The sequence below is a fragment of the Streptomyces sp. NPDC033131 genome (genome assembly GCF_055578365.1).
Genome location: NZ_JBVIPA010000050.1, coordinates 32956 through 51351 on the forward strand (window position 1 = coordinate 32956; position 18396 = coordinate 51351).

The following is an 18396-nucleotide window of genomic DNA, read 5'->3' on the forward strand; positions in this document are numbered from 1 at the left end:
CCCGGCAGGGGCCTGAACATCAACCGATGTCCGTGGCGTGTGCTGAGTGCCGCGCTCTTTGCCGAGGAGTCCCCATCGTGAGACGGACCCTGCAACATGCCATGCTCCAGCGACGTGGCGCCGGAGTCGCGGGTGAGCGGAGGCGCCCGGCCCGGCGTGCTGCCGTGCTGCTCGCCACGGTGGCACTGCCGGCGGCCCTGGTCGTGCCCACGGCCACGCCCGCTGCTGCGGCGCCGGTGACGGTCACCTTCAACGTGGGCGCCAACCAGCCCTTCACCGTCCCGTCCGGCGTCACCCAACTGACGGTCACCGCCACAGGCGCCGCAGGCCAGAACGTGCCTAATGGTGGCGCAGGCGGGAGCGGGGCCACCGTCACCGGCACCCTGACCGCTACCCCGGGCAGCACCCTGTTCGTGAACGTCAACACCGGCGGCGGATCAGGCACCGGAAACTTCTCGGGCGGCGTCGGCGGCGGTTCCAGCGACGTCCGCACCTGCAGCTCGGCCGGCCCAGGCTGCACCCTGACCGGCAGCCCCGGCACCGACCCGCGTCTCATCGTCGCCGGAGGCGGAGGCGGCGGCGGCTACGGTTCCGCCATCGGCGACTTCCAGGTCCCCGAGGCCACCGGCGGGGACGCCGGCGACACCGGAGGCGACGGCGGCGACAGACCGCAGAGCGGCGTCGGCGGTGGCGGAGGAACCCAGACCACCGGCGGCACCGGCGGAGCCGCATGCTCGCCGAACCCAACCACCGCCGGCACCGACGGTACGGCCGGTGCCGCCGGCACCGGCGGCACCGGCTTCGGGGGAGGCGGCGGCGGAGGCGGCTGGTTCGGAGGCGGCGGAGGAGGCGGCTGCGGCCAAATCAACAGCGATGGCACGGCAGGTCCTGGTGGTGGCGGTGGCGGGTCGAACCGCGTCCCCACGGGTGGTACCTCCGCTCCCGCAGCGGGGCCGGCCCAGGTGACCGTCACCTACGAGCCGGCGCCCCCCACCTGCGCGACCGCCACGGCCACCATCACCGGTACCAACGGCAACAACATCCTGATCGGCACTCCTGGCAATGACGTGATCTTCGCTCTCGGCGGCAACGATGTGGTCGACGGCCGCGGTGGCAACGACATCATCTGCGGCGGCGACGGCAACGACGTACTGTCCGGCGGTGACGGCAACGACCGCATCGAAGGTGGCAACGGCGCCGACAACCTGAACGGCAACAACGGCAACGACGCCCTCTTCGGCGGTCCCGGCAGCGACGCGCTCTTCGGCGGCCCCGGCACCAACACCAACGATGGCGGCCCCGGCATCAACGCCTGCTTCAACCCCGCCACCGGCCCCGGCTGCTTCTAACCCACCCCACACGCCCCGACCCGGCATGTTGAGCGACATCAGTAGCTGACATCAACACAGGCGTACAACCGCGCACCGTGGCACCCCCGTGATCGGCGCACGAGCCAACGGATCCCAGCAGGCGAGCGGTTCGTGACGGTGCTGCACGCGCCTACGGATCAGAAGGTTGCAGGTTCGAATCCTGCCGAGTGCACAGCAGACCAGAGGCCCCGGAGAGATCCGGGGCCTCTGGTGTTTGCGGGTTCGGGCCCTACAGCAGCGAAGTGCGGCGACGGGGCTACGGCACTGCTTCCGTCCCTCCTCCGGCACCCCGGCACCGCACCGTGTGCATGCCCTCTGTCTCAGCCCCGCGGTTGTTCCCTAGAGTTTGATCAACTGCACAGAGGCCAAGTGGGGCGGGGCATGGAGACGACGCAGCGCGTGATCCACCGGAGCGAGCTGTTCTCGAGGCTTCTCCTGGTACTCGTCGGCGTCGCGGTGCTGCTTCTCAGTTACACCCTGATCCGCGAGAACCTGCCGCCACGACTGATCCGCGACTGGCCGTGGAAGCTCAAGCTCCTGGACGTCCAGAGCGCTGTCGCGGCTGTCCTGGCCACCGGAGGCGCGTCGCTCGCCCGCGCCCAGTACGCCCGTACGGTCAGGCCCGCGATCGGCTACTTCGGCCGTGTCATCGAGGGCTTGGCTCCGGACAACCGACTGGCCTGGGTGTGCCACCTGTTCAACGGTGGCCAGGACGTAGCCGTGACGACGGACCTGAGTTACCGGATCACCTACACCTCGTCCGCGCTCGCCCAGGGGGCCGTCGACTCCTCGGACTGGGTGACTCATCAGGCGGTGCTCGCGTCGATCGAGAGCCGAGGGCTCCTGAACAGACAGGACTTCGCGCTGGATCTCATAGGTCCGGGCCGGCCCATTCCGGGCGAGCAGTTGATGTTTTTGGGCTGGTTCACGGAGAAGGCCATGCGCGAGGTGGAGAACGTGTTTGTCAGGGTGCGTGTGCTCGATCGAGTCGGCGACACTCATGAGCGCGTCATCAGCCTGCTGAAGGGCGCCAACCGCTCGCCCCTCCATCCGGACCCGCCCCCGTTCTGACCGGCGTTCGGCTTCAGTGGCTGGTCAGCCCTGAGTGCCAAAGGACGCGCTGAGCCCCCTTCGGGTGGGCCCGGCGAGTTGATCTCCTGGGCCGGCGGCGGTAATTGGGCAGGTCGCTGCGGGGCGGCTTGCATAGGATCGGGGGCATGACAATGCGTCTTGTTCAGATCGCGATGAATGCTCGGGACGACGCCGAGCTCGGCCGGTTCTGGGCGGAGGCGCTCGGCTGGAGCAGCTCCGTCGAGGAACCCGGCGTGGTGACCAACCTCGAACCCGAGGGCTTCGCCTATCCCGATCCCACCGCCGTCTGCATCGACGTCATCACCGTCCCGGATCCCAAGACGGTGAAGAACCGTGTGCACATCGACCTCGCCACCACCTCCGCCGCCCATCAGACGGAACTGGTCGCGCGTCTGAAGGGTCTCGGCGCGACGCCGGTCGACATCGGCCAGGGCGACGTCCCGTGGACGGTCCTGGCCGACCCGGAAGGCAACGAGTTCTGCGTGGCGGAGCCTCGGGAGATCTACGGCGACACCGGGCCGATCGCCGCGATCGTGGCCGACTGCATCGATCCGCGTGCCATGGCCCGGTTCTGGGAAGCGGCGATGGACTGGACTCTGCACGAGATCACCGACGATCACGCGATGCTGCGCTCCGCCAAGGGCGTCGGCCCGTATCTCAAGCTCGTCCGCACGCCCGACGCCAAGACCGTGAAGAACCGCGTCCATCTCGACCTCCGGCCCTACCCCGGTGACGATCAGGCGGCGGAGGTGGCCCGGCTGCGGACTCTCGGCGCCACCGACATCGACCTCGGCCAGGGCGACGAGGTGTCGTGGACGTGCCTCGTCGACCCGGAGGGCAACGAGTTCGACGTCCTCGCTCCGGGCTGACGCGAAGCCCTGGCCGGACGCTGCGTCCTCGGGGCGACGATCAGCGACTCACCGCCGACCCGGCGCGCACGGCCTCCTTCGCCCGCGCGTACTCCCACCCGGAACCGCGATCCCGCGTCGGGAGCGGCGAGCAGGAACACGGTGTGACGCCACGGTCTCGCAGGCCTGACTGCTTGGCTCGTCCCGTGTCACGCTCGCCAGTCCCCGCACCGGCAGCCTCGCCCACCCGGACGAAGCTGACGGCACTCCCGCGAGTCCGGGCACGAATGGCCCGCCCGACGTGCCCGGTCGGCCCGGCCTGCTTAGCGTCGTCGTGCGCGCGGCGCAGACCGTGCCGCGCCGAGGCGAACGAGAGGGACCCTCATGGCCGTCGTCATGACCTTTGTGTGGCCCGAGATCACGCCCGAGTTGTACAAGGAGGTCCGGGAGAAGGTGCGTTGGGAGGAGGACTCTCCGGACGGGTGTGTGTTGCACGTGGCGTGGTTCGGCGACGACGGTTTCCATGTGCTCGACGTCTGGGAGTCCGAGGAGCACTTCGGCCGGTTCATCGCCGGCAGGATCGAACCCGTGCTCAAGGGCGAACTGGGCGTGGAGAGCGACCCCCAGCCGGAGTTCTTCCCGCTCCACAGGCGCTTCGTGGCCCCGGGGGTAAGTGGCGCTGCCTGACGGCCGGTCGGGTTGCAGCCGGCGGTCTCAGCCGCCCCTCAGCAGCAGTCGCAGCCGGGTCGGCATCCGCAGGAGCCCGCCCGGGTGTCGGGGGCGGGCCCACTCACTGCCGTGGGGGCGCAGCAGCCCTTGCCCTGCCAGGCGTCGCGGCCTTCCTTGACGGCGATCGCGGCGATGACGAGGGCCGCGATCGGATCGGCCCAGGCCCAGCCGAGCAGGGTGTTGGCGAGCAGGCCGAGGAGGAGGACGGCGGAGAGATAGGTGCACAGGAGGGTCTGCTTGGAGTCCGCCACGGCGGAGGCGGAGCCGAGTTCGCGTCCGGTGCGGCGTTGGGCGGCGGACAGGAACGGCATGACCAGCAGGGACAGGGCGGCGATCACGATGCCGGGCGTGGAGTGTCCGGCTTCGCCGGTACCGGCCAGCGCGCGGACGGCGTCGAGGGTGACGTAACCGGCGAGGGCGAAGAAGGAGACGGCGATGATCCGCAGCGTGGTCTTCTCGCGGGCTTCGCGGACCGTGTGGTCGCGGGCGGAGAACTGCCAGGCGACCGCGGCCGCGGAGGAGACCTCGATGACCGAGTCGAGGCCGAAGCCGATCAGTGCGGTGCTGGAGGCCAGGGTGCCGGCCGTGATGGCGACGACCGCCTCGATCACGTTGTAGGTGATCGTCGCCGCGACCAGCAGCCGTATGCGCTTCGCCAGTACGTCCCGGCGGGCCGGGGACGGGCCGAGGGACATGTGGGTCGTGGCGGCCATCTCAGCAGCAGCCCTTTTCCTCGGCGTCGGGGCAGGTGCGGTCGGTCTCGACGGCGACGACGGCGGTGCGCAGGTCGTCGAGGGCGTGGCCGAGGCGTTCGTCGGCGAGTTCGTAGCGGGTGCGGCGCCCCTCGGGGAGGGTGACGACGAGGCCACAGTCCCGCAGGCAGGTGAGGTGGTTGGACAGGCGGGTGCGGGAGATCCCCAGGGCCTCGGCAAGGTCGGACGGGTAGGCGGGGGCCTCGCGCAGGGCCAGCAGGAGTCGGCAGCGGATCGGGTCGGCCAGCGCGCGGCCGAAGCGGGCCAGCACCTCGATGTCGGAAGCAACAGTCAGCACCCCACGAAAGTACACGCAATCCTGAATTCAGGAAAGACTGGATAGTCGTCACCCTCGCCGACGGCTGGCCCCTCGGTGAGGGCCGCGCCGTCGACGAGTGGGGCCCGTTCAGTTCAGATGACTGAGTCGCCGTCCCCGACTCTCCGCGATGCGGAGGGTGTCCCGGAGGGCCTCCGTCAGGCGTTCCGCCAGGTAGCGGGTCTCGCCGGGCGGGGTGTTCGGCAGCAGGTCACGGGCGTGTTCGAGGAGTTCGGACCCCATGCCCAGTTGGATCGACTCCGTGGCGTCCGCCAGGCGGGAGACCGGGCCGGCGTGGTCGTCGGTGACCAGGTAGCAGGGTTTGCCCTCCAGGCCGGTCCACGGGAGGAGGCGGGGTTCGCGCGACGGCTGTGACTGCGGCTGTGATTGCGGTTGCGGTTCCATCAGGCGACCTCCAGTCCGTGGCTCCAGGGGGTGTGCCCGGTGAGGTACGGGCGTACGGAGCGGTTTGCGGTGGCGTCGAGGGGGGTGTCGAGGCCGTACGGGCTGCGGTGGGGAGGGAGGAGGGGTGCGGCGATGGGGGCGGGGAGCGACGGTCGCGCCGGGCGGTCGGGTGTGCCGGGTGGTTTGAGCAGCAGGGTCACCCAGGTGGTGAGGCGGTGGATAAGGTCGGTCATGTCATCAGCTCCAGTGCGGCTGGTGGCCGGTGCCCCGGGGCGGCTCCATCCGTCGCCGGGGCTTCTTCGTGGGCAACCCTACTATGGTGTACTGCGGTATGAGCGGTTAACTGTGAATCGCGCCGGGTGCTGCCGTCTGCGCATGGTGGTGCGGTGATGGAATTCGCTCCCGACATCCCCCGCTGGCGCCAGGTCGCCGAGGTGATCCGCCGCCGCATCGAGGACGGCACGTATCCGCCGCGTACGCGTATCCCGTCCGTTGTCGAGATCACGGCGGAGTTCGGCATCGCTGCGGTTACTGCGCAGAAGGTGCACAAGGGGCTGCGTCAGGAAGGTCTCATCTACACCGAGCCCGGTCTCGGCTCCTTCGTCGCCGAGCCGACCGTGACGCCTGAATCGTCTGAGTCGCCCAGCTGAGTACGGGTACTCACGACACCGGCGTGCCGCCGACCGACCCTGGAGGCATACGACAACCGGGGGAGAAACCGATGAACGCCCGCTCTGCAGGTACCCGCACCCGCACGCGCACTCTCGTGCGCCTGATGTTCGCCAACCCCGCCTCGGCGGTCTACCTCGGCCTGGTCGCGGCCTCGATACTGGTCGCGGTGGCCGAGCCGCTGTTCGGGGAGAACCCGGACGCCTCGATGATCTGGGTGTGGCCCGCGCTGTTCACCTTCCCCGTGTTCGGGGTGGTCGCGGGGATCGGCGAGGCCGTGTTCGGTTCACAGGCGCCCGCGTGGTTCTTCGTCGGCGGGATCGTCGTCGCCGCCCTGGCTCAGTCGCTGGCTCTCGGAGCGGTTCTGGACTCCCTGCGCGGGCGGCAGCGGCGGCGGGCTCCGCGTCCGCACGCCGGCTGAGCCGGTGCACGGACGCGGAACCCGCCGGCCTGGCCTGCCCCGCCTGCCCTAGCCGTAGTACGGGCCCGGAGCGTTCCACGTCGTGTGGCCGAAGACGTTGTCGTCCTCGACCGTGACGTTGACGTTGGTGACTTTCAGGCCGTACTGGGTCGGGGTCATGCCGTCGGGGCAGTTCACCTCCACCGCGGGGAAGTTCATGTAGAAGCCCGGGCCCGTGTCCTGGTCGGGGTACTGGTCCTGCTGGTAGAGGACCCAGGAGGTCTGCGTCGTGTAGTACACGGGCTGCAGGGGCTGCTGCTCGGCGCGGACGACGAAACTGGTGCCGTGGTCGAAGCTGCCGTCGGGCCGGAGGCAGCCGAAGGTGCGTGCGGTGTCGGCGTACGCGTCGAAGAAGTCGTCGGTGCTGCGCAGCCCGGCGAGGTAGCCCGGCTGGTTGCGGACGTTGTGCAGGGTGACGCCCAGCTTGAAGCCGCCGCAGCCGGGCGTCGGGGTGTAGTCGTGGTAGGTGTTCAGGCACTTGCGGTCGCCGAAGTAGGCGGCGGGGTCCGGGTTGTAGGGCTGCGGGACGACCGTGTCGGAGAACGTCACCGTGGCCGAGACGCCGTTGGCGGTGGGTGCCGGGATGTCGGTCGTGGTGGTGGCGTGGGCGGTGCCCGGGCCGGAGAGGGCGAGGCCGGTTCCGGCGAGCAGTGCGATGGTCAGGCGCGACAGTGCTCTACTCCGCGTTTTCCGCATGTGAAGGAATCCCCCTCGTGCACATGGTGCACTCTCACATAAACAGTGACATGGGCACGCTAGCTCGCCGAGGATCGGTCATCCGGCGAACGCCTCGGTCCTCACAAACGGAGGATTCCAGTCGCCGGCCACCCGCTTCGGTGCGGCCGTCCGGCTCGCCGGGCTCCTGCCGTCAGCGAAGACGACCAGGCGCAGGACCAGGAAGCGGCCGATGCCGGCGAGACCGGACGCGGAGAGATAGACCGCCTGCTCCCGGAGCGTGCTCGGCGACGACTGCACCACATGCAGCAGGAACATCGCGGCGCAGGTCACGACGTACGCGGCCGTCGCCGAACCCGCGGACTGCAGGTGCCGGCGCCACCCCGGCCGCCGTCCCGTGCCGAAGGTGAAGAGGGCGTGCAACTCGGTGCAGAGGAGGGTGGAGGCGACGGTGATCACCGCGTTCGCCACCGCCCAGGGCATCGTCATGGCCACCAGCGGAACGGTGAAGCTGGCGAGGACTCCGATGCCGCCGCCGCACACCACGAAGCGGGCGAAGGAGGAGAGCGGGCCAGGCGCCGGCTGCGACTGCGGCTTCGGCGGAACCAGCGACTCCATGACATTTCCTTCCGGGCGGCGGGCTCGAGCTCGGGCTCGAACTCTCTGACCTGTTCGATCACTTGGATCAACCGAGGTCAACGATGCCGTCGCGCGCCGCCGGAAACGATGGTGTGCTCTCCCGAACCGGAGGTAGGGCTGGCTACACCATGGACGTGTGGCCGCCCGGGGGTCGGGTCGTCAGGACAGAAGGCGTACGAAGCCGCCGTGCGCCGTTCCCGAGCCCAACAGGTGGGTCCAGTCGAGCACTTCGGGCACCCGGTCGAGGGCCAGGACGACCGCGCCGCCCGCCTGTTCGGCGTCGGCGCACCAGGCGGACATGGCCTCGGGGTCGTCGTCGCTCACCGCGCCCTCGTCGCACAGGCGCGTTTTCGCAGGCGTGACGCTTCAGGAGCGACGGCTCCGGTTGCCGCCACCGTCGCCGTTGCCCTCGGCCTCACCGTTGGCCGCGCCGCCTTCGTCCTTCACCCGCATCTCCTCGATATAGCCGTGCGCAAGTGTGGTCGTGCGGGTGAACCAGTCCGTGAGTACGGCGATCTCGTCGGCGGTGTAGTCGGCGAAGAGGGCGTTCAGGCGGGCGTAGTAGGGCTCGTAGAGGGCGTGGACGCGGGCGACCGCGGACGGGACGGCGGCCACGCGGACGCGGCGGCGGTCGGCCGGGTCGGGGACGCGGGTGACGAAGCCGGCGCGGACCAGGCGGTTGAGGATGCCGGTCACCGCGCCCGTGGTGACGTGGGCGTGCTCGGCGAGGTCACCGGCCGTCAACAGGTCCTCGCCTGCCTTGAGGACGCAGGCGAAACAGAGGAGATCGGTGACGTTGAGGCCCAGCCGCTGGGCCATCTCCTGCTGGCCGAGCAGATGGGCGGCGACGAGGGAGTCCATCGCCGACAACGCCTGGGCCGGAGTGGCGGTGGGGCGCGGCTTGGCTTGCATCCGGGTACTTCCTTATTCCCTTAGCGTGTGAGATATTTACGCAGCAAATCTCTCACGTGGTGAGAGATTTGCTGGGAGCTGATTCCTGACTTTGGGAGGCGGGCACGTGAGCGCACATCAGTATGACCACGGCCATACGGTCGCAGGATGGACCGGCGTCGGCATCGCGACCGTGGGGAGCGCGGTGCTGGGGGTGGGCGTGTGCCTGGTGTCCGTCCCGCTTCTGGCCGGCGGATTCGCGATCGTGGTGGTGAGCCTCCTCGTCACCTGGGCCCTGCATCTCGCCGGCTGGGGCAAGCCGTCGGGGCTGCGGCCCAGGGAGGAATGGGGCATGCGGGTCCGGGACCTGTCGGCGCGCGGCGGGCATCCGGGGTGTGTCGGGTGCCGGATGGCGGGGCGGGGGGCTCGGCGTACGGCGGGGCGTACGGCTGTGGCGGATCTGCCGGTGCCGGTCTCCGCACCGGTTGCGGGGTCGTTCCCGGTGTCGGTTCCGGAGTCGGTCCCGGTTCCTGCGGGTGGCGAGCCCGCGCCCGTCACCGTCAGCCCCGGTGGCTGAGCCGCACGCGACCGGATTGTCAGTGCCGCCCTCTACTCTCGACAGAGATGGCACAGGCATGGAAGTGCTCGGGGCTGCGCTGGTCGGCGGACGGCCCCGTGCTGGTGTGGGACGGCGGTCGGCGCAGCGCGCTGACCTGGGGGAAGCGGGTGGCCTTCGGGGTCGCGGAGGGGGGTGTCCGGACGTGTCTGGGAGCGCGGGGGCATGGGTGTCCGATGCGGGCGGCCGTGCCGGGGCGGAGCACGGGGGCGCGGTGCGAGGAGTGTGCGCGACTGGACCGGGCGCACTCGGTGGCCGCCGACACCCTCGCGGACGACCCGAGGCCGTACCGCGTCTATCTGGCCTGGTTCGGTCCCGGCCTGCTCAAGGTCGGCATCACCGGCGAAGAGCGGGGCTCGGCCCGGCTGCTTGAGCAGGGTGCCGTCTGTTTCACCTGGCTGGGCACCGGGCCGCTCATGGCCGCGCGGCGCACAGAGGAGTTGCTGCGTGCCGCGCTCGGCGTGCCGGACCGCATCCCGTACGTCGTGAAGCGGGCGGTGCGGGCCGCGTTGCCGGAGACGGAGGCCGAACGGACGGCCGAGATCGCGGAGTTGCATGCGCGGGCCGTGCGGCTCGGCAACTGGCCGGAGTCGCTGGAGCGGGCTCCCTGCCTACCCGTCGATCACGCCGGAGTGTTCGGACTCGCCGGCCTGCCGACGGCGTCGGGCGAGGTGAGCGAGCTCGTGGCGGGCGGTGCGGTGAGCGGGCGGCTGGTGGCGGCCGCCGGACCCGACCTGCACGTACTGACCGAGGGCAGGGGCACCGTCGTACTCGACACGCGGTTGATGACGGGGTGGGAGCTGGTTCCCGCCGGGAGCGAGCAAGTAACCGTGCCGGTACGGCAGTTCAAGGCACCGCCAGGCCTGCAGTCCGGGCTGTTCTGACGGCAGGACGTCTGAGAGCCGGGCGCCTGAGAGCCGGGCGTCTGAGAGCCGGGCGCCTGAGAATCGGACGTCTGGGTGGGGTTCCCAGGGGTTGCCTGAGAGCTTCCTGTGCGTTTCTCAGGAAAATCACAGGTTCTCGAAAGCATGCTCTCAGAGGCCCCCGACATCGTGTCCAGCATGACCACGACCTCGCCCCAGGGGCGCACCGAACTGCTGAGGCCGGACGGGAGCCCCGTCCGAGTGCTTGTGGTGGACGACGAGTTGTCGATCACCGAGCTGCTGTCCATGGCCCTGCGCTATGAGGGATGGCAGATCCGGAGTGCCGGTGACGGCACCGGAGCGATCCAGGCCGCCCGTGACTTCCGGCCCGACGCCGTCGTCCTGGACATGATGCTTCCCGACATGGACGGGCTGACCGTTCTGGGGCGGCTGCGGCGCGACCTGCCCGAGGTGCCGGTTCTCTTCCTGACCGCGAAGGACGCGGTCGAGGACCGTATCGCGGGGCTCACCGCCGGTGGCGACGACTACGTCACCAAGCCGTTCAGCCTCGAGGAGGTCGTGGCGCGGCTGCGGGGCCTCATCCGGCGCTCGGGCGCGGCCGACCGGCGGTCCGACTCCGTGCTGGTCGTCGGTGACCTCGCCCTCGACGAGGACAGTCACGAGGTGTCGCGGGCCGGCGAAGGCATTCACCTCACCGCGACCGAGTTCGAGCTGCTGCGCTTCCTGATGCGCAACCCGCGCCGGGTGCTGAGCAAGGCGCAGATCCTGGACCGGGTGTGGTCGTACGACTTCGGCGGCCAGGCCAACGTGGTCGAGCTGTACATCTCCTACCTGCGGCGGAAGATCGACGCGGGCCGTGAGCCGATGATCCACACCCGGCGTGGTGCCGGTTACCTGATCAAGCCCGCGGCGTCATGAGCGGGCGACGACGGCCGCGTACGCAGAAGAAGCCGGCGGGCACGCCGCGCACCCTGCGGAGCCGGCTCGTCGTCGCATCGGTGGTGCTGATCGCCGTGGTCTGCGCGGTGATCGGCACGGTGACCACGCTGGCGCTGCGGTCGCATCTGTACGAGCAGCTGGACGGGCAGGTGAGCGAGGTCGCAGGGCGGGCAGTCGGCTTCGGCGGGCCGCCCGGCGGCGACCCCAACAAGAAGGCAACAGACCAGAAGGCACCCCAGACCTTCGACCTGGGCGACTTTGTCACGCGCGGCCCGCAGTCGAAGAACATGATCGCGGCCAAGGTCGAGAAGGGCCGCATCACCGAGGCGAAGGTCGGCCAGGAGTCGGACGAGAGCACCGACATCAGCGGCATGGCGGCCAGCAACCTCAGCGCGGCCGCGCGCACCGCGCTGAGCGCCGCAGCCCAGGACGGCAAGGCACACACGGTCGACATCCCGGGCTACGGCGAGTACCGCGTCGAGTACCGCACCGGCACCAACGGCAGTTACTACGTCGCGCTCCCGACCACGGACGTCAACAAGACCCTGAGCACTCTGATCATCATCGAACTCAGCGTCACCGCCGCCGGCCTCGTCGCCGCCGGTATCGCCGGCTACGTCCTCGTCGGTGTCGCCACCCGCCCCCTCCGCAAGGTCGCCGCCACCGCCACCCGCGTCTCCGAACTCCCGCTCCACACCGGCGAGGTGAACCTCAGCGAGCGTGTCCCCGAGTCGGAGACCGACCCGCACACCGAGGTCGGCCAGGTCGGGGCCGCGCTGAACCGGATGCTGAACCACGTCCACGGGGCGCTGCACGCCCGCCAGCAGAGCGAGACGCGGGTACGGCAGTTCGTCGCGGACGCCAGCCATGAGCTCAGGACCCCTCTGGCCTCCATCCGCGGGTACGCCGAGCTGACCCGGCGCGGCAGAGAGCAGGTCGGGCCGGACACCCGGCACGCCCTGGGCCGTATCGAGTCCGAGGCGGGCCGGATGACGTTCCTCGTCGAGGACCTGCTGCTGCTCGCCCGCCTGGATGCCGGGCGGCCTCTCCAGTTCGAGCAGACCGACCTCGTACCGCTCGTCGTGGACACCATCAGCGACGCGCGCGCGGCCGGGCCGGAGCACATCTGGCGCCTCGACCTGCCCGACGAACCGGCCCTGGTGTCGGCGGACGCGGCCCGGTTGCAGCAGGTGCTCGTCAACCTGCTGGCCAACGCCGGCAAGCACACCCCACCGGGTACGACCGTCACCGCGCGCGTGCAGCGGCGCGGGCCGTGGCTGTGCGTGGACGTGGAGGACGACGGCCAGGGCATCCCGCCCGATCTGCTCCCGCGGGTCTTCGAACGGTTCGCGCGCGGCGACTCCTCGCGCTCCCGTGCCTCCGGGTCCACCGGACTGGGACTGGCCATCGTGCAGGCCGTCGCGGCCGCGCACGACGGCGCGGTGACCGTCGACAGCGTTCCCGGGCGCACCGTGTTCACCTTGCACCTGCCCGCGCTGGGCCCGGTGGTGCCCCATCCGGCACCCGAAACGAACTGGCAGTCGCACTCACAGGCACAGCACAGCGCTGGCATATGGGTGCAACAGGGGGCCTGACCAGAGTCGTCGGCATGCGAACCGACTCTTCTCCCGGCACCCTGCCGGCGCGGGAGCACCTCCCGGCCACAGACGCCGGAACGCCTGTCCTGGACGTAGTGATCCCCGTCTACAACGAGGAGAAGGACCTCCAGCCGTGTGTGCTGAGACTGCACGAGCACCTCAAGCGCACGTTCCCCTACGCGTTCCGCATCACGATCGCGGACAACGCGTCGACGGACACCACCCCGCGGGTGTCCGCGCGGCTGGAGGCGGAGATCCCGGAGGTGCGGGCCTTCCGGCTGGAGCAGAAGGGCCGCGGCCGGGCGCTGCGGACCGTCTGGTCCTCCTCGGACGCCCCGGTCCTCGCCTACATGGACGTGGACCTGTCCACCGACCTCAACGCGCTGCTGCCGCTGGTGGCACCGCTGATCTCCGGCCACTCGGACCTCGCGATCGGCTCCCGGCTGGCGCGTAGCTCGCGGGTGGTGCGCGGCGCCAAGCGGGAGTTCATCAGCCGCTCCTACAACCTCATCCTGCGCGGCTCCCTCCAGGCCCGCTTCTCGGACGCGCAGTGCGGCTTCAAGGCCATCCGCCGGGACGTCGCCCAGGTGCTGCTGCCTCTCGTGGAGGACAGCGGCTGGTTCTTCGACACCGAGATGCTGGTGATCGCCGAACGGGCCGGGCTGCGGATCCACGAGGTTCCCGTCGACTGGGTCGACGACCCGGACTCGACGGTCCACATCGTGAAGACCGCGACCGATGACCTCAAGGGGGTGTGGCGCGTGGGCAAGGCTCTGGCCACCGGCTCGCTGCCACTGGACCGGATCACCCGGCCGTTCGGTGACGACCCGCGCGACCGCGACCTCCAGGACGTGCCGAAGGGCCTGGCCCGCCAGCTGGTCGGATTCTGTGTCGTCGGCGGTCTGTCGACGCTCTTCTACCTGGTGCTCTACAGCGCCTTCCGGCAGTTCGGCGGCTCGCAGACCGCCAACGCGCTCGCCCTGCTGGTCTCGGCGGTCGCCAACACGGCGGCCAACCGCCGGCTGACCTTCGGGGTGCGCGGCAGCGGCGGCGCCGTCCGGCACCAGGCACAGGGCCTGGTCGTCTTCGGCATCGGCCTCGCGCTGACCAGCGGCTCCCTCGCCGCCCTGAACGCGGCGTCCTCCGACCCCGCGCACTCCACCGAACTCGCGGTGCTCATCGCCGCCAACCTGGCCGCGACGGTCCTGCGCTTCCTGCTCTTCCGGGCGTGGGTGTTCCCGGACAAGCGCGAGGCGACGGTCGTGGCCGCGCACACGCCGTCCGCCCCGACCTCCTTCACGGCACCCGGAGCCCACCAGCAGCCGTACCCGCCGCTGCCGCAGCGCCCGGCGGCCCAGGCGCCGACGCAGGGCCCCCAGTACGCCACGGCGCCCCGATCGCCGTACGCCGGCGACCAGTTCGGCACCAGCCAGTTCGGCTCCGGTCAGTTCGACACCAGCCGGTTCGACACCACCACCCGGTTCCGCGCCGGTGAAGCCGCGGACCGCACCAGCAGGGACGCGACCGCGTGGCTCCCGCCGGTGCGTCCGACCGACACCGACCCGAGGGACGCCCGATGACCACCCACACCGACCATCCGACCCCCCAGGGCCCCTCGGCCTGGGAGCCGCCGACAGCCGGTACGGACACGGCCGTCCAGGAGCCGGTGGCCACTTCGGCTCCGTCGGCACCCGAATCCGGCGAACCCCGGCAGCCCTTCGTCCGCAGACTGTGGCGGGGGCGGCCCGAGGACCCGCGCTGGGCGCGACCCGCGTTCCTCGGCCTGCTGCTCGCGACCGCCGCGCTCTACCTCTACAACCTGAGCGCGTCCGGTTACTCCAACTCCTTCTACTCGGCGGCCGTCCAGGCGGGCAGCAAGTCCTGGAAGGCGATGTTCTTCGGCTCGCTGGACGCGAGCAACGCCATCACCGTCGACAAGCCCTCGGCCTTCCTGTGGCCGATGGAGATCTCGGTCAGGATCTTCGGCCTGAACTCGTGGGCGATCCTCACTCCCGAAGTCCTCATGGGCGTCGGCACCGTCGCGGTCGTCCACGCGTCCGTGCGCCGCCGGTTCAGCCCCGGGGCCGGTCTGATCGCGGGCGGGGTGCTCGCGCTCACTCCGGTCGCGGCGCTGATGTTCCGGTTCAACAACCCGGACGCGATGCTGGCCCTGCTGATGGCACTGGCCTGCCACCTCGTGGTCCGCGCCCTGGAGGACGGCCGTACGAAGTGGCTGGTGTGGGCCGGTGTCGCGATCGGCTTCGCGTTCCTCGCCAAGACCCTGCAGGCCTTCGTCATCCTGCCGTCGCTCGCGATCGTCTACGCGGTCTGCGCGCCGGTGAGCCTGAAGAAGCGCTTCGCACAGTTCGGTCTCGCGACCGGTGCGATGGTCGTGGCCGGCGGCTGGTGGGTGGCGATCGTCGAGCTGTGGCCGGCGTCGTCCCGCCCGTACATCGGCGGCTCGCAGAACAACAGCTCCCTGGAGCTGACCTTCGGCTACAACGGCCTCGGCCGCATCAACGGCGAGGAGACCGGCAGCGTCGGCGGCGGTGGCGCGGGCGGCACCGGACAGTGGGGCGAGACCGGACAGTGGGGCGAGACCGGCTGGGACCGGATGTTCAACTCCGAGATCGGCGCCCAGATCTCCTGGCTGCTGCCCGCCGCGCTGATCCTGCTCGCCGCCGCTCTGGTGGCCACCCGCAAGCTCGACCGGACGTCGGTGACCCGGAGTTCGTTCCTGGTGTGGGGCGGCTCGCTGCTGATCACCATGGTGGTCTTCAGCTACATGGCGGGCATCTTCCACCAGTACTACACGATCGCCCTCGCCCCCTACATCGCGGCCGTGATCGGCATGGGCTCGGCGACCCTGTGGGAGAAGCGGGGCGAGATGTGGGCGTCGCTCACCCTCGCGGCCGCGGTCGTGGCGAGCTCCGCCTGGGGTTACGTCCTGCTCAACCGCACCCCGGACTACCTGCCCTGGCTGAAGTGGCTGGTGCTGACCGGCGGCCTGGCCGCCGCGCTCGGCCTGATCTTCGTTGCCAGGCTCGGCCGGCAGCTCGCCCTCGCCGCCGTGGCGCTGGGTATAGCGGCCTCGCTGGCCGGCCCGGCGGCGTACACGCTGAGCACGGTGAACTCCGCGCACACCGGCTCCATCCCGACGGCCGGTCCGGCGGGCGCGAGCATGATGGGCGGCCGTGGCGGCGGTCCCGGCGGCGATGGCGGCGGCGCCCCGGGTGGCGGCCAGAACCAGCAGAACGGCAACGGCACCGCACAGGGCGGCACCGGTACCTTCCCCGGCGGAGGCATGCCCGGCCGGAACCAGCAGGGCAACGGCGTCCCCGGCGGCGGTCAGGCCGGCGACGGGGGCGGCATGGGCGGCGGCGGAGGCGTGGGCGGTCTGCTCAACGGCGCCACCGTCACCGACGAGGCCAGGAAGCTGCTGGAGACCGACGCCGACCAGTACACCTGGGCCGCGGCGGCCATCGGCGCCCAGAACGCCGCGAGCTACCAACTCGCCACCGGGGAAGCGGTGATGGCGATCGGCGGCTTCAACGGCACCGACCCGTCGCCGACGCCGGCCCAGTTCAAGCAGTACGTGGAGGACGGCAGGATCCACTACTTCGTCTCGTCCGGCACCGGCGGCGGCATGGGTGGCAGCAGCGACGGCACGTCCTCGCAGATCACCACCTGGATCGAGGCCAACTTCAAGAAGGTGACGGTCGGTTCGGCCACCTTCTACGACCTGACGCAGAAGGCGTAAAGCAGAAGTGCGTAAGGCAGAAGGCGTAAGCAGAAGGCGCAAGCAGAAGGCGCAAGCAGTAGGCCTTCGGGCCGGAACGACGACGGGGAAGGGCGATGGCCGCGGCCACCGCCCTTCCCCGTATCTCGTTGTACGCCGTATGGGAACTGTTCTACGGTGTACAGCATGACGACGTCCCCCCAGGAACAGACCCCTGCGCAGACTCAACAGACGGGCGGCCATCCCCAGCGCTGGCTGATCCTCGGTGTCATCTGCCTCGCACAGCTCACCGTGCTGCTCGACAACACCGTCCTGAACGTGGCGATCCCCTCCCTCACCCGGGAACTGGGCGCGGGCACCTCCGACATCCAGTGGATGATCAACGCCTACTCGCTGGTGCAGTCCGGCCTGCTGCTCACCGCGGGCAGCGCCGCGGACCGCTACGGCCGCAAGAAGATGCTGATCGCGGGCCTGGTCCTGTTCGGGGCGGGCTCGCTTGTGGCCGGACTGGCGGACTCCACCGCCCAGTTGATCGCGGCGCGGGCCGGCATGGGAGTCGGCGGCGCGCTGCTGATGACGACCACGCTCGCCGTGGCGATGCAGATCTTCGCTCCCGAGGAACAGCCGAAGGCGATCGGCATCTGGGCGGCGGTGAACTCGCTGGGCTTCGCGACCGGACCGCTCATCGGCGGCTTCATGCTGAACCACTTCTGGTGGGGAGCGATCTTCCTGATCAACCTGCCGGTCGCCGCACTGGGCCTGGTGGCGGTCGTCGCACTCGTCCCCGAGTCGAAGAACCCGCAGGGCGACCGGCCCGACCTGCTCGGCGCCCTGCTGTCCACGATCGGCATGGCCTCCCTGGTGTTCGCGATCATCTCCGGGCCGGAGCACGGCTGGACCTCCGGCCGGGTCATGGCTCCGGCGGCCGTCGCGGTCGTGGTGCTGGCCGCCTTCGGGTACTGGGAGAGCCGGATCCCCCACCCCATGCTCGACATGCACTTCTTCAGGAACCGCCGCTTCACGGGAGCGGTCGCCGGCGCGGTACTGATCACCTTCGGGATGGGCGGATCGCTCTTCCTGCTCACCCAGCACATGCAGTTCGTGCTCGGTTACGGTCCCCTGGAGGCGGGCCTGCGTACGGCACCGCTCGCCTTGATGATCGTGGCGCTGAACTTCACCGGAGTGTCGGCGAAGTGGGCGACCCGGCTCGGGACCCCACTGTCCATCGGGCTGGGCATGACGGTGATGGCGGCGGGCCTCCTCTCGATCGCCACGATCTCCTCCGGGGGTTACGCCGGCACGCTGCTGGGGCTGCTGCTCATCGGCGCGGGGGCCGCGGTCGCCAGCCCGGCGATGTCCCACGCGATCATGAGTGCGATCCCGCCGGAGAAGGCCGGGGTCGGCGCGGGGATCAACGGCACGGTGGCGGAGTTCGGGCAGGGGCTGGGGGTTGCGGTGCTCGGGGCTGTGCTCAACTCCAGGTTCGCCGCGTTGATTCCGGTGGCGGCTTCCTCGTTGCCGGCCGCGCTTGCCTCGGCGGGGTCGGCTGAGGAGAAGGCTCGGATCACGGATGCGTTCGCCTCCGGGCTGGAGAACAGTCAGTTGGTCGGTGCGGTCGCTGTGTTGCTCGGAGGGGTGGTCGCGGCGGCGTTGCTGCGCAGGGCGGAGCGGGCAGACTCCGCCTAAGGGGTCCTTTCACTATGCCCGTCCGGGTCGCGCGGCCTGGCACCGCACCTCGCCGCGTTGCCGAAACGCCCACGTGGCTCCTCCCCCA

The 18396-nt window shown here is 70.5% G+C and carries 21 protein-coding genes; 13 read left to right on the forward strand and 8 right to left on the reverse strand.

Annotation, left to right across the window (positions count from 1 at the left end):
- Nucleotides 1-77 precede the first annotated feature (77 nt).
- The 4 genes from ACZ5XS_RS39480 to ACZ5XS_RS39495 all read left to right on the forward strand — a co-directional run bounded on the left by ACZ5XS_RS39480 (nt 78) and on the right by ACZ5XS_RS39495 (nt 3997).
- A complete protein-coding gene (locus ACZ5XS_RS39480; RefSeq protein ID WP_468659738.1) occupies nt 78-1349 on the forward strand; it encodes a calcium-binding protein in 1272 nt (423 codons plus the stop codon).
- 402 nt (nt 1350-1751) lie between these two features.
- Nucleotides 1752-2441: a hypothetical protein gene (locus ACZ5XS_RS39485; protein ID WP_468659740.1), complete on the forward strand. Its 690-nt coding sequence runs from the start codon at nt 1752-1754 to the stop codon at nt 2439-2441.
- Between the two features lie 146 nt (nt 2442-2587).
- Nucleotides 2588-3331, forward strand: coding sequence for a VOC family protein (locus ACZ5XS_RS39490; protein ID WP_468659742.1), 744 nt, complete (start codon nt 2588-2590; stop codon nt 3329-3331).
- A 363-nt stretch (nt 3332-3694) separates the two neighbouring features.
- Nucleotides 3695-3997 (forward strand): hypothetical protein, encoded by a 303-nt coding sequence (locus tag ACZ5XS_RS39495; protein ID WP_468659744.1) that lies wholly within the window; start codon nt 3695-3697, stop codon nt 3995-3997.
- A 38-nt stretch (nt 3998-4035) separates the two neighbouring features.
- Here ACZ5XS_RS39495 and ACZ5XS_RS39500 read toward each other — a convergent pair whose 3' ends face one another.
- From ACZ5XS_RS39500 to ACZ5XS_RS39515, 4 genes are all read right to left on the reverse strand, one after another.
- Nucleotides 4036-4752, reverse strand: coding sequence for a cation efflux transmembrane domain-containing protein (locus ACZ5XS_RS39500; RefSeq protein ID WP_468659746.1), 717 nt, complete (start codon nt 4750-4752; stop codon nt 4036-4038).
- Nucleotide 4753: 1 nt separating this feature from the next.
- Nucleotides 4754-5089 (reverse strand): ArsR/SmtB family transcription factor, encoded by a 336-nt coding sequence (locus tag ACZ5XS_RS39505; RefSeq protein ID WP_468659748.1) that lies wholly within the window; start codon nt 5087-5089, stop codon nt 4754-4756.
- Between the two features lie 108 nt (nt 5090-5197).
- Entirely contained in the window at nt 5198-5512 is a 315-nt protein-coding gene (locus ACZ5XS_RS39510) for a hypothetical protein (protein WP_468659750.1), read from the reverse strand.
- Entirely contained in the window at nt 5512-5745 is a 234-nt protein-coding gene (locus tag ACZ5XS_RS39515; RefSeq protein ID WP_468659752.1) for a hypothetical protein, read from the reverse strand. The genes ACZ5XS_RS39510 and ACZ5XS_RS39515 overlap by 1 nt, the downstream gene beginning before the upstream one ends.
- Before the next feature lie 156 nt (nt 5746-5901).
- On the opposite strand from ACZ5XS_RS39515, the gene ACZ5XS_RS39520 reads away from it, so the two are divergent.
- Both ACZ5XS_RS39520 and ACZ5XS_RS39525 read left to right on the forward strand, forming a co-directional pair.
- Nucleotides 5902-6162: a GntR family transcriptional regulator gene (locus ACZ5XS_RS39520; RefSeq protein ID WP_468659754.1), complete on the forward strand. Its 261-nt coding sequence runs from the start codon at nt 5902-5904 to the stop codon at nt 6160-6162.
- 71 nt (nt 6163-6233) lie between these two features.
- The gene (locus ACZ5XS_RS39525) at nt 6234-6602 is read left to right on the forward strand and encodes an SCO4225 family membrane protein (protein WP_468659756.1); all 369 of its coding nucleotides are present in this window, start codon (nt 6234-6236) and stop codon (nt 6600-6602) included.
- A 48-nt stretch (nt 6603-6650) separates the two neighbouring features.
- Here the strand turns inward: ACZ5XS_RS39525 and ACZ5XS_RS39530 are convergent, their stop codons facing one another.
- The 4 genes from ACZ5XS_RS39530 to ACZ5XS_RS39545 all read right to left on the reverse strand — a co-directional run bounded on the left by ACZ5XS_RS39530 (nt 6651) and on the right by ACZ5XS_RS39545 (nt 8867).
- Nucleotides 6651-7337, reverse strand: a complete 687-nt coding sequence (locus tag ACZ5XS_RS39530) for a hypothetical protein (protein WP_468659758.1) — start codon at nt 7335-7337, stop codon at nt 6651-6653.
- Between the two features lie 78 nt (nt 7338-7415).
- Nucleotides 7416-7934: a GtrA family protein gene (locus tag ACZ5XS_RS39535; protein WP_468659760.1), complete on the reverse strand. Its 519-nt coding sequence runs from the start codon at nt 7932-7934 to the stop codon at nt 7416-7418.
- A 180-nt stretch (nt 7935-8114) separates the two neighbouring features.
- The gene (locus ACZ5XS_RS39540; protein ID WP_468659762.1) at nt 8115-8279 is read right to left on the reverse strand and encodes a hypothetical protein; all 165 of its coding nucleotides are present in this window, start codon (nt 8277-8279) and stop codon (nt 8115-8117) included.
- A gap of 42 nt (nt 8280-8321) precedes the next feature.
- Nucleotides 8322-8867, reverse strand: a complete 546-nt coding sequence (locus ACZ5XS_RS39545) for a MarR family winged helix-turn-helix transcriptional regulator (protein ID WP_468659764.1) — start codon at nt 8865-8867, stop codon at nt 8322-8324.
- 106 nt (nt 8868-8973) lie between these two features.
- Between ACZ5XS_RS39545 and ACZ5XS_RS39550 the strand changes: the two genes are divergently transcribed.
- The 7 genes from ACZ5XS_RS39550 to ACZ5XS_RS39580 all read left to right on the forward strand — a co-directional run bounded on the left by ACZ5XS_RS39550 (nt 8974) and on the right by ACZ5XS_RS39580 (nt 18308).
- Entirely contained in the window at nt 8974-9423 is a 450-nt protein-coding gene (locus tag ACZ5XS_RS39550; RefSeq protein WP_468659766.1) for an HGxxPAAW family protein, read from the forward strand.
- A gap of 47 nt (nt 9424-9470) precedes the next feature.
- Nucleotides 9471-10346 (forward strand): DUF2797 domain-containing protein, encoded by an 876-nt coding sequence (locus ACZ5XS_RS39555; protein ID WP_468659768.1) that lies wholly within the window; start codon nt 9471-9473, stop codon nt 10344-10346.
- 177 nt (nt 10347-10523) lie between these two features.
- Nucleotides 10524-11264: a response regulator transcription factor gene (locus ACZ5XS_RS39560; RefSeq protein WP_468659770.1), complete on the forward strand. Its 741-nt coding sequence runs from the start codon at nt 10524-10526 to the stop codon at nt 11262-11264.
- A complete protein-coding gene (locus tag ACZ5XS_RS39565) occupies nt 11261-12880 on the forward strand; it encodes a sensor histidine kinase (protein WP_468659772.1) in 1620 nt (539 codons plus the stop codon). Before ACZ5XS_RS39560 ends, ACZ5XS_RS39565 begins: the two co-directional genes overlap by 4 nt.
- 14 nt (nt 12881-12894) lie before the next feature.
- Nucleotides 12895-14463, forward strand: coding sequence for a bifunctional glycosyltransferase family 2/GtrA family protein (locus ACZ5XS_RS39570; RefSeq protein ID WP_468659774.1), 1569 nt, complete (start codon nt 12895-12897; stop codon nt 14461-14463).
- Entirely contained in the window at nt 14460-16643 is a 2184-nt protein-coding gene (locus ACZ5XS_RS39575; RefSeq protein ID WP_468659776.1) for a glycosyltransferase family 39 protein, read from the forward strand. The genes ACZ5XS_RS39570 and ACZ5XS_RS39575 overlap by 4 nt, the downstream gene beginning before the upstream one ends.
- A gap of 165 nt (nt 16644-16808) precedes the next feature.
- Complete coding sequence (locus ACZ5XS_RS39580) at nt 16809-18308, forward strand: MFS transporter (RefSeq protein WP_468659778.1); 1500 nt, start codon at nt 16809-16811, stop codon at nt 18306-18308.
- Nucleotides 18309-18396: the final 88 nt, after the last annotated feature.